The sequence below is a fragment of the Tabrizicola sp. genome, from assembly GCF_041913445.1.
Lineage (GTDB): Bacteria > Pseudomonadota > Alphaproteobacteria > Rhodobacterales > Rhodobacteraceae > Tabrizicola.
This window is the reverse complement of sequence record NZ_JAYSFG010000017.1, coordinates 61832-70805: the sequence shown is the minus strand read 5'-3', so window position 1 is coordinate 70805 and position 8974 is coordinate 61832. Positions and strand designations below refer to the sequence as shown.

9 protein-coding genes are annotated in these 8974 nt (G+C 65.2%); 5 read left to right on the top strand and 4 right to left on the bottom strand.

Annotation, left to right across the window (positions count from 1 at the left end; translation table 11 throughout):
• Positions 1–552, bottom strand: a 552-nt coding sequence (locus tag ACE3Q6_RS16925) for a peptidoglycan-binding protein (protein WP_374434957.1), incomplete at its 3' end; no start/stop codon positions are given.
• 130 nt (positions 553–682) lie between these two features.
• Between ACE3Q6_RS16925 and ACE3Q6_RS16920 the strand changes: the two genes are divergently transcribed.
• Together ACE3Q6_RS16920 and ACE3Q6_RS16915 are read left to right on the top strand one after the other, a co-directional pair.
• The gene (locus ACE3Q6_RS16920; RefSeq protein ID WP_374434955.1) at positions 683–1075 is read left to right on the top strand and encodes a DUF2177 family protein; all 393 of its coding nucleotides are present in this window, start codon (positions 683–685) and stop codon (positions 1073–1075) included.
• Between the two features lie 63 nt (positions 1076–1138).
• Positions 1139–1465: an arsenate reductase family protein gene (locus ACE3Q6_RS16915; RefSeq protein WP_374434953.1), complete on the top strand. Its 327-nt coding sequence runs from the start codon at positions 1139–1141 to the stop codon at positions 1463–1465.
• Here the strand turns inward: ACE3Q6_RS16915 and ACE3Q6_RS16910 are convergent.
• Positions 1462–1668 (bottom strand): cold-shock protein, encoded by a 207-nt coding sequence (locus ACE3Q6_RS16910; RefSeq protein ID WP_103256685.1) that lies wholly within the window; start codon positions 1666–1668, stop codon positions 1462–1464. The genes ACE3Q6_RS16915 and ACE3Q6_RS16910 overlap by 4 nt on opposite strands.
• Positions 1669–1871: 203 nt before the next feature.
• The gene (gene thrS, locus ACE3Q6_RS16905; RefSeq protein WP_374434950.1) at positions 1872–3815 is read right to left on the bottom strand and encodes a threonine--tRNA ligase; all 1944 of its coding nucleotides are present in this window, start codon (positions 3813–3815) and stop codon (positions 1872–1874) included.
• Between the two features lie 165 nt (positions 3816–3980).
• Here thrS and ACE3Q6_RS16900 point away from each other — a divergent pair, with 165 nt between their 5' ends.
• Positions 3981–4778, top strand: a complete 798-nt coding sequence (locus ACE3Q6_RS16900) for an alpha/beta hydrolase (RefSeq protein ID WP_374434947.1) — start codon at positions 3981–3983, stop codon at positions 4776–4778.
• Between the two features lie 136 nt (positions 4779–4914).
• Positions 4915–5658: an alpha/beta fold hydrolase gene (locus ACE3Q6_RS16895; RefSeq protein WP_374434996.1), complete on the top strand. Its 744-nt coding sequence runs from the start codon at positions 4915–4917 to the stop codon at positions 5656–5658.
• Positions 5659–5678: 20 nt separating this feature from the next.
• On the opposite strand, the gene phaZ is transcribed toward ACE3Q6_RS16895, so the two are convergent.
• Complete coding sequence (gene phaZ, locus ACE3Q6_RS16890; protein ID WP_374434994.1) at positions 5679–6947, bottom strand: polyhydroxyalkanoate depolymerase; 1269 nt, start codon at positions 6945–6947, stop codon at positions 5679–5681.
• A gap of 96 nt (positions 6948–7043) precedes the next feature.
• On the opposite strand from phaZ, the gene ACE3Q6_RS16885 reads away from it, so the two are divergent.
• A complete protein-coding gene (locus ACE3Q6_RS16885) occupies positions 7044–8846 on the top strand; it encodes a PHA/PHB synthase family protein (RefSeq protein WP_374434945.1) in 1803 nt (600 codons plus the stop codon).
• Positions 8847–8974: the final 128 nt, after the last annotated feature.

Genomic DNA, 8974 nt, shown 5'->3' with positions numbered 1-8974 from the left:
CAGCGCCGCCTCGACCGCCACCGGGCTTGTCCCGACGACCTCGTCGTCATCCTCGTCCGGGGGCGTCACCACCGCCCCCCGCACCAGCACACGAAGCTGCGCCTCGGTGACGTAGCCCGTCACCTTGTCCCCGCGGTCGCGCTGCCAGGTCGCGATCGCGGTCCTGGTGTTCCGCCCCCAGACCCCGTCCGTCCCGCGGGTGCTGTAGCCCAGCCGCGTCAACTCCCGCTGGACCGCGACCCGCTGGGCGAAGGTGATCCGCAGCCGCGCCTCGGCTTCGGCGGCCGACGAGGTCTCGGCCGAGGCGCCCAGCCGCTCCAGCGCCTGCAGCGCGTTGCCCCGGTAGATCCCCTTCGGGAACTTCGCGAGGTAGTCGCGGTAGGCGGCGGCCGTGTTGGCCTCCTGCGCGGCGAGGTAGGCGTTCTTGTCCAGTTCCTGCTGGATCAGCGACTGGGCGATTCCCCCGATCACATCCTCCAGGTCCTGCGCGACCACGGGGGTCGCGAAGCCAAGACCGGCGGCAAGCATCAGGGGCAGGGTGAACGTCCGCATGGGGGCATCCTCCAATCTAAGCGCGGCCAGGGCCGCTTTGCGGGTCAACGCGGGTTTGGCCGCATTGGTTGCACGGGCCTCACTGGTCCCGCCAGAGTTTCGGATTAGCTTGCGCGGAAAGGAGCCACCGATGACCCTCACTCTCTACGCCGCGACGGCCGCCGTCTTCCTGATCCTTGACGCGATCATGCTGACACTGGTGATGAAGCCGCTCTTCACCCGGCACATCGGTCCCCTCCTCGCCGAGCCGATCCGCATCGCACCGGCCGCGCTTTTCTACCTCGCCTATGTGGCGGGCCTCGTCTACCTGGTCTCGCTTCCGGGGCTGAAGACGGGGGCGCCGGTGTTCCTTCCCGCCCTGATCATCGGCCTGATGGCCTATGGGACCTACGAGTTCACCTCCTGGGCGGTGATGAAGGACTGGCACTGGTCGATGGTTGTGACAGATGTCACTTGGGGCGGGTTCCTGACGGCCTTTTCGGCCTGGGCCGGGGTGGCAATCACGCGGGCGATCCACGGCTGAGCCTCTTGCACCGGGGGCCGGATATGCTAGGCAAATGCCTGAAATTGAATGGGAGGCGCAAGAATGATCCTTTACGGCATTCCTACCTGCGACACCTGCAAGAAGGCGCTGAAGGCTCTGGAACGCGCGGGGAAGGATGTCACGTTCCGTGATATCCGCGCCAACCCGATGACCCAGGACGAGGTTGACCGCATCGTGCAGGAGTTCGGTTCGAAGGCGGTGAACCAGCAGTCCACCACCTACCGCAGCTTCAACGATTTCCTGAAGGCCTCCGATCCCGAGGCACAGATCATGGCGCAGCCGACCGTCATGAAACGGCCGGTCATCCAAGATGGGGATCGCTGGTATCTGGGCTGGGACAGCGCGACCGAAGCCGCGCTGACCAGTTAGAGCAGACGCAGATCGCCGGCCGACTGCTTGCCGTCGCGGCCCGACTGCAGCTCGTAGCCGATCTTCTGGTTGTCGCTAAGGCCCTTCAGCCCGGCGCGTTCCACGGCCGAGATGTGGACGAACACATCCTTGCCGCCATCATCCGGTGCGATGAACCCATAACCCTTGGTAGCGTTGAACCACTTCACGGTGCCTGTCGGCATTCCGCTTCTCCTCTCAGAACCCCCCGCGGCGTCATTGCCGCGAGCCGTGCCACCAGGTCTTCCAGGGCTTCGTTCCGAGAGCCGTGCAGGAATTCTGTCGTCACTGCGGCGATGATGCCAATGATTCGCTGAAAATCAAGCCGCAACGCGAACAGTCGCCCTGGTCGGCAACCAGAGCGCCTGTTTCGCGGGCAGCGCGTGGTTCAGTTCGCGGGGGGCAGAGCCTCGAATCCGAAGGTGGCGATGGCCTGATCCAGGCTCATCGTCTCGGTCCGCGTCTCGCCCAGGCGGCGAACCGAAACGGTCCGACCCTCGACCTCTTGCATGCCGATGGCGAGGATCACCGGGACCTTGCCCACGGAATGTTCGCGGACCTTGTAGTTGATCTTCTCGTTGCGCACGTCCGCCTCGGCCCGGACCCCCGCCTTGCGCAGGGCCGCCACGACCTCATGCACGTAAGCGTCGGCGTCCGAGACGATGGAAGCCACCACCACCTGCCGCGGGGCCAGCCAGAAGGGCAGCTTGCCCGCGTAGTTCTCCAGCAGGATGCCGATGAAGCGTTCGAACGAGCCCAGGACGGCGCGGTGCAGCATGACCGGGCGATGCTTTGCCCCGTCCTCGCCCACGTATTCCGCATCCAGCCGCACCGGCAGGTTGAAGTCGGCCTGGAAGGTCCCGCACTGCCATTCGCGGCCGATGGCGTCGGTCAGCTTGAAATCCAGCTTCGGCCCGTAGAACGCCCCGTCGCCGGGGTTGATCTCATAAGGCAGGCCCAGGCTTTCGATGGCCTTCTGCAGCGCGTTCTCGGCCTTGTCCCAGATCTCGTCGCTGCCGACCCGCACGTCGGGCCGCGTGGACAGCTTGATATCGAACTTCTCGAAGCCAAGGTCGCGGTAGACGCTGGACAGAAGCGAGATGAACCCGGCGCATTCCTGTTCGATCTGGTCTTCCGTGCAGAAGATATGCGCGTCGTCCTGGGTAAACCCGCGCACCCGCATCAGCCCGTGCATCGAACCAGAGCTTTCATACCGGTGGCAGGACCCGAACTCCGCCAGCCGCAGCGGCAGGTCGCGGTAGCTCTTTAGCCCCTGGTTGAACACCTGCACATGGCAGGGGCAGTTCATCGGCTTCAGCGCGTTGATGCGCTTTTCCTTCGCGCCCTCTTCGTCGACCTCCACGATGAACATGTTCTCGCGGTAGGCCTCCCAGTGGCCTGACTTTTCCCAAAGCACCCGGTCCACGACCTGCGGCGTCCTGATCTCCTTGTAGCCCGCCTGCCGCAGACGGCCCCGCATGTAATCCTCAAGCTGGCGGTAGATCGTCCAGCCGTTCGGATGCCAGAAGACCATGCCCGGCGCTTCTTCCTGGAGGTGGAACAGCTCCATCTCGCGGCCAAGCTTGCGGTGGTCGCGCTTGGCGGCCTCCTCCAGCATCGTGAGGTGAGCCTTCAGGTCGTCGCGGTTCTTGAACGCCACGCCGTAGATGCGCTGGAGCATCGGGCGGCTTGCATCGCCCAGCCAGTAGGCCCCCGCGACATGCGTCAGCTTGAAGGCATCCGCCGGAACCTGCCCCGTGTGCTGCAGGTGCGGCCCCCGGCAGAGGTCCTGCCAGTCACCATGCCAGTACATCCGCAGGTCCTCGCCCTCCGGAATGCGGTCGATCAGCTCCAGCTTGAACGGCTCTCCCCGGCCCCGGTAGTACTCGACCGCCCGCGCACGGTCCCAGACTTCCGTCCGCACCGGATCGCGCGCGTTGATGATCTGCTTCATCCGCGCTTCGATCTGGCCGAGGTCTTCCGGCGTGAACGGCTCCGCCCGGTCGAAGTCGTAGAACCAGCCCTGATCGCGCACCGGCCCGATCGTGACCTTCACGTCCGGCCAGATCTCCTGCACCGCGCGGGCCATGATGTGCGCCAAGTCGTGCCGGATCAGCTCCAGCGCCGGGGCGTCGTCCTTCATCGTGTTGAGCGAAATCGTCGCATCCGCCGTGATCGGCCACTGCAGATCCCAGTGCTTACCGTTGACCTGCGCCGAGATCGACGCCTTGGCCAGCGACGGAGCGATCGAGGCCGCCACTTCGGCAGGCGTCACCCCCGCGTCATAGACACGCTTGTTGCCGTCGGGAAATGTCAGGGAAATCTGGGCCATCGGCCTTGCTCCTCGTCGTTTTGGCGCCTACGAAACGCCCGGTTGCGGGTTTATGTCGGGCCGCTTGATGCCCCTGCGCGACCCCCAAGTCAAGCCATGCGCGGTTCTTCGCCCGTGGGTTGCGCCGGGTCTCCCAAAGCGCACGGCGCTTGCTATCTTTCGCATATGACAACCTTCCTCACCACCCCGCAGGGCCGCCACATCGCCTACCACCAGACCCCCGGCAAAGGGCCCGGCGTGGTCTTCCTGGGCGGGTTCCGGTCCGACATGTCCGGCTCCAAGGCCCAAGCCCTGCAAGCCTGGGCCGAGGCGACGGGCCGCGCTTTCCTGCGCTTCGACTATTCCGGCCACGGCCAGTCGCACGGCGCCTTCGTCGACGGCGCGATCACCGACTGGCGCGAGGATGCGACCGCCGTGATCGAGGTCCTTACCGAGGGTCCGCAGATCCTTGTCGGCTCCTCGATGGGCGGCTGGATCTCGCTTCTCCTCGCCCGCGACATGCCCGACCGCATCGCCGGTTTCGTCGGCATCGCCGCCGCCCCGGACTTCACCGAACGGATGTGGGAAGCCGAGTTCACTCTGGCCGAACGCACCACCCTGCTGGAAGAGGGTGTCTTCCTGCGCCCCTCGGACTATTCCGACGACCCCTACCCCATCACGCTCCGCCTGATCGAGGACGGTCGCCAGAACCTGGTGATGAACGGCCCGCTTCCCCTGCCCATGCCGGTGCGCCTGCTGCAGGGCAGCGCGGATACCGACGTGCCGCCGACGGTGGCGATTTCGCTGTTTCACCAGATCACCAGCCCCGACCTGCGCCTGACGCTGGTCAAGGACGCAGACCATCGCTTTTCGACGCCCGCCTGCCTTACGATGATCGCCGAAGCCATCGAAGACGTCCTTCGCGCGCGGGATGTGCTGCCGATGGAGGAGAGCACGGGCTTGAAGGTTTCGAACATTCGCTGATGTGGCCTTTCCGCCGATCTGCGTGCGGGCGGCCGAAAACCGGCTTTGTAAGCAGAGGGTTGTGGGTTACGCTTCCACCAAGACAATAAAAAGCCGCTTGCAGAAAACCTGCGCAGAAGGCCCGTAACCCGTGAACATGCTCGTTTTGCGAAACCCGATGCCGCCCGAGCCGCTGGTCCTGATCCCCGGCTTCATGGCCGATGCCCGAAGCTTCATGCCGCAGCTCGCCCGCTTCGGTGCCGACCGCCCGGTCATCCTTCTCAACCCCGGGCTTGGCGACACGGTCGAGAAGATCGCAGCCGAGATCACCCCCGATCTGCCCCCGCGCTTCGCCCTGATTGCCCACGGCCTGGGCGGCAACATCGCCATCGAGATCCTGCGCAAACGGCCCGAGGCGGTGACCCGGATTGCACTGATCTCCACCGACCCGCTTCCCGACACGCCGCAGGTCGCGGCCGCCCGCGAGGCGCTGCTCGTCGCCGCAAAGACCGGGCACCTGCAGGCCTGCATGTCCCAGATGCTGCCGCTCGACGCGCTGCACGATGCGCCCTGGCGCGACGAGGTCATGGCGCTGGTCATGGACATGGCGGAAAACCTGGGTCCGATCCAGTTCCAGCGTCACCTGCGCGTGCTGCAGCGCCGCCCCGACCAGCAGAAGACCCTGCGCAAGGTCCATGTGCCGACGATGATCATCTCGGGCGAGAGCGACACACTGGTCCCCCGCCGCCGGGCCGAGTTCCTGGCCGCGATGATGCCGCAGGGCTGCCTGGAGATCATCGCCGAGGCCGGCCACCTGCCGCAACTCGAGCAGCCCGAGGCTGTGACGAAGGTGCTGCAGACATTCCTGTCGGGCCGCCTGCCGACCCTCGTGCTCCGCTAGCACGGCCCTGACGGGGGGCGTTACTGCGCCGAGGCCAGCGCGATCTTGGCCTTGGGCTTGCCCGCCGCCTTGTCGATGAAGTTCAGGACCAGCGGCCGGATGTTCAGACGCCAGCTCTTGCCGGCGAAGATGCCGTAGTGACCCGCACCCGGTTCAAGGTGCTGGCCCTTCTTGTCGTCGCTGAGGCCCGTGAGCAGCTTCAGCGCCGCAACGCATTGCCCCGGGGCGGAGATGTCGTCGTTGGCGCCTTCCACCGTCATCACCGAAACCCGGGTAATCGCGCCCATGTCGACCTTGCGGCCCGCCACGACGAATTCGTTCCGTGCGATCTCGCGGTTCTTGAAGATCCGCTCGACCGTCGACAGGTAGAACTCGGCCGTCATGTCCATCACGGCCAGGTATTCGTCGTAGAAGCGGTTGTGGGCGTCATGGTCCGCCGCCTCGCCCCGCGCGACGCGCAGGATCTGTTCGGAAAACGCCTTGCTGTGCCGCTCGGCGTTCATGGTCATGAAGCTTTGCAGCTGCAGAAGACCCGGATAGACCAGCCGCCCCGCGCCCTTGTACTTGAAGCCAACGCGCTGGATCGCCAGGTGCTCCAACTGGCCCATCGTGACCCGGCGGCCGAAATCGGTGACTTCGGTCGCGGCCGCGTCGGGATCGACCGGCCCGCCGATCAGGATCAGCGAGGTGGGCTGCGCCTCGGGATGCTCGGCCGCCAGATAGGCAGTTGCGGCCAGGGTCAGCGGCACCGGCTGGCAGACCGCGATGACATGGGTCTCGGGGCCGAGGACCTTCATGAACTCGGCCAGGTAAAGCGTGTAATCCTCGATGTCGAACTTGCCCGCGCTGACCGGAATGTCGCGCGCATTGTGCCAGTCTGTCACGTAGACGTCGGCATCGGGCAGCAGGCTGGCGACCGTGGACCGCAGAAGCGTCGCATAATGCCCCGACATCGGCGCGACCAGCAGGACCTTCCGCGCCATCGGAGACCGGCGGCGAACGAAGAACTGCACCAGGTTGCCGAAGGGCTTTTCCACCACCGGCTTCACGTCCACCAGATGGTCCTGCCCGTCCGGCCCCACGATCGACCGGATACCCCAGTCGGGCTTGGCGATCATGCGGCTGAAGCTGCGTTCCGTCACGTCGCCCCAGGCGGCCATCAGCGGCAGGACCGGGTTCATCGACATCGCGAAAGCCGGGTAGCTGGCGAACGCCCTGGCCGAGGCACCCATCCACTCATAGGTGTTGCGGGCGCTTTCCATCCAGTCGTAGGTGAACATATACTTCATCATGTCTCCTTGCCCCCGGCGGGCGGATGTCGCATGGCGGGGCGTGGGGCGCACCGTTATGCTGCATAGCGGCGACGATAGGGGGGATTGATTAGCATGACAACAGAAGACAGCACCCCCGGTTCCAAAGTCGCAGATGCCGACCGCGCCGAGCGGCTCAACGCTAACCTCGCCAAGGTTGAGGAGTTGTCAAAGCGCCTGACCGCCGCCTTGACCCATCGCCGCCAGGTCGACCCCGCGCTGCACGGCCCCGCGCCCGACGTCTACATGAAGGCCGCCGCCGCCTATTTCGCCGAGATGATGGCCAACCCAGCCAAGGTGGTTGAGCATCAGGTGAACTACTGGGGCAAGACGCTGAAGCATTATGTCGAGGCGCAGCAGACCCTTGCCAAGGGTGAATTCAAGGCGCCGCCGGACCCGAACCCCAAGGACCGGCGGTTCAGCAATCCCCTGTGGGAAACGCATCCCTTCTTCAATTACCTCAAGCAGCAGTACCAGCTGAACGCCGAGGCCATCAGCACCGCCGTCGGCGACATGGAGACACTGGAACCGACCGACCGCAAGCGGGTGGAGTATTTCACGAAACAGATTGTCGACATGTTCAGCCCGACGAACTTCCTCGGCACCAACCCCGAGGCGCTGGAGCGGGCGGTTGAGACGGACGGTGAGTCGCTGGTCCAGGGCCTTGAGAACCTCGTCCGCGACATCGAGGCCAACCAGGGCGATCTCCTCGTCACGCTGGCCGACAAGGAGGCCTTCCACGTCGGCCAGAACATCGCCACCACCCCGGGCGAGGTCGTCTACCGCAACCGGATGCTCGAACTCATCCAGTATGCGCCGACGACCGAGAAGGTCCACAAGACCCCCCTCCTGATCTTCCCGCCCTGGATCAACAAGTTCTACGTGATGGATCTCAAGCCCGCGAATTCGCTGATCAAGTGGATCGTGGACCAGGGCTTCACCCTCTTCGTCGTCTCCTGGGTCAACCCCGACGCCTCCTACGCGGGCACCGCGATGGACGACTACATCCGCGACGGCTACCTCCGCGCGATGGCCGAGGTCCGCCGCATCACCGGCGAGAAACAGATCAACGCCGTCGGCTACTGCATCGCCGGCACGACCCTGGGCCTCACCCTCGCCCACCTGCAGAAGGCCGGCGACGAGACCGTCAAGACCGCCACCTTCTTCACCACCCTCACCGATTTCTCCGACCCCGGCGAAGTCGGCGTCTTCCTCAACGACGATTTCGTCGACGGCATCGAACGCCAGACCGAACGCGACGGGATCCTCTCCAAGTTCTTCATGTCGCGGACCTTCTCCTACCTCCGCTCGAATGACCTGATCTACACCCCCGCCATCAAGTCCTACATGCTGGGCGAGGCGCCCCCGGCCTTCGACCTCCTCTACTGGAACGGCGACGGCACCAACCTGCCCGCGAAGATGGCCGTCGAGTACCTCCGGGGCCTCTGCCAGCAGGACGGCTTCGCCAAGGGTGAGTTCCAGGTCTTCGGCAAGCCTGTAAGCCTTTCGGATATCAAGCTCCCCGTCTGCGCCATCGCCTGCGAGACCGACCACATCGCCCACTGGAAGGGCTCCTTCAACGGCATCAAGCAGATGGGATCGAAGGACAAGACCTTCCTCCTCTCCGAGTCCGGCCACATCGCCGGGATCATCAACCCGCCCTCCAAGGACAAGTACGGCCACTACACCAACGACGCCCCCGTCGCGGGCGATCCCGAGGCCTGGCTCAAGTCTGCAACCTTCCATAAGGGCAGCTGGTGGCCCCGCTGGGCCGAGTGGCTGGCCGGCAACTCCGGCCCGATGGTCAAGGCGCGGAAACCCGCCGATTCGCTGGCCCCGGCCCCTGGCACCTATGTCGTCGCGGTCCCCGACCTCTGACATTCCAGCGCCTTTCCGCGGGGTTACCCGGCTCGCCCTCCGGTTTTGCTGCATTGCAGAAAAAGACTTGAATTGCTGCGCTGCAGCACGTATATACCTCTCATCAAGGAAACGGGCCGATCCTTCCC